Source organism: Pseudonocardia pini, from assembly GCF_013870575.1.
GTDB classification, from domain to species: Bacteria; Actinomycetota; Actinomycetes; order Mycobacteriales; family Pseudonocardiaceae; genus Pseudonocardia; species Pseudonocardia pini.
Window position 1 is genome coordinate 1 of the sequence record NZ_JACBXB010001189.1, and the last position, 1,123, is coordinate 1,123.

General features: G+C 73.8%; 1 protein-coding gene and 1 pseudogene. Both read left to right on the plus strand.

The features are described 5' to 3' along the window. A pseudogene (locus tag H5J29_RS33710) lies at nt 1-233 on the plus strand (VOC family protein); the annotation flags it as partial. 15 nt (nt 234-248) lie between these two features. Then, the coding region (locus H5J29_RS33715; RefSeq protein WP_181784911.1) for an AraC family transcriptional regulator at nt 249-1,123 on the plus strand (875 nt) is incomplete at its 3' end.

Sequence of the window (1,123 nt, forward strand, 5' to 3'; positions counted from 1 at the left end):
GGCTCGGCCGCCACTACATCGGCTCGAACTTCTTCTGGTACCTGCGTGACCCCGCGGGCAACTTCTCCGAGTACTACTCGGACATCGACTGCATCCTCGACGACCAGGTCTGGGAGCCGGGCGTGGTCGCGGGGGAGAAGAGCCTGTACTCGTGGGGCCCGCCCCCGCCGCCGTCGTTCCTGCAGCCCGAGGACCTCGCCGAGCTGATGGCCGACGCCCACGACGGGGGCTGACCGGAAGGGGAGCACATGCAGCGCGGCGCTGCTCCTGTGGAGGAGGCGAGCACCGGGCCCGGCAAGGTGACGCCCGGTGCGTGGCGGCGGGCCCTCGGGGCGTCGCGGCTGGACTGGACCGTCCAGGTCGACGACCCGCGGGCCTTCCAGGGGTCCCTGAGATCCCGGTGGGTCGGGGACTTCCAGTTCTTCGAGCTGGAGTGCAGCAGGCACGTCGCCTCCGTCGAGGGCCGGGTCGCGCCCACGGAGGGCGACTCGTGCCTGCTGATGCCCCTGCAGCTGTCCGGGACCCTGTCGCTGGCGCAGGACGACCGCACCGGTGTCCTGCGCCCGGGGGAGTTCTCGGTGTACGCCTCGGACCGCCCCGTCCGGCTCGAGGCGAGCGACGACTGCGCCGCACTGTGCGTGCAGTTCCCGGTGCGTGCCCTGCACTTCCCGACCGAGCTGCTGCGGGAGCGGACCGCCGTCGTGCTCGACGCCGGGGACGGCATCGCGCCCGTCGTCTGGTCGCTGCTCACGGCGCTGGGCGGCACCGCACCGGGAGCGGCGACGGGTGTCGGGCGGAGCGTGCTGCTGGACAGCGCGGCGCGCCTGATCCGGTCGATGCTCCTGCCCGCGGGGGCCGCGCCCGCCCCGCCCGCGGTGGGCCTGCGCGAGGTCATGGACCACATCACCGCTCGTCTCTCCGATGTGGACCTGACCCCGCGCAGGATCGCCGAGGGCACCTACACGTCCCTGCGTCGCCTGCACACGCTGTTCGAACCGACCGGGGTCAGCGTGTCGACGTGGGTCCGCGAGCAGCGCCTGGAGCGCTGCCGGGCGGACCTCGCCGACCCCGCCCTCGCCGCGGTGCCGGTCGCGGCCATCGGCCGGAGCTGGGGCTTCCGGAC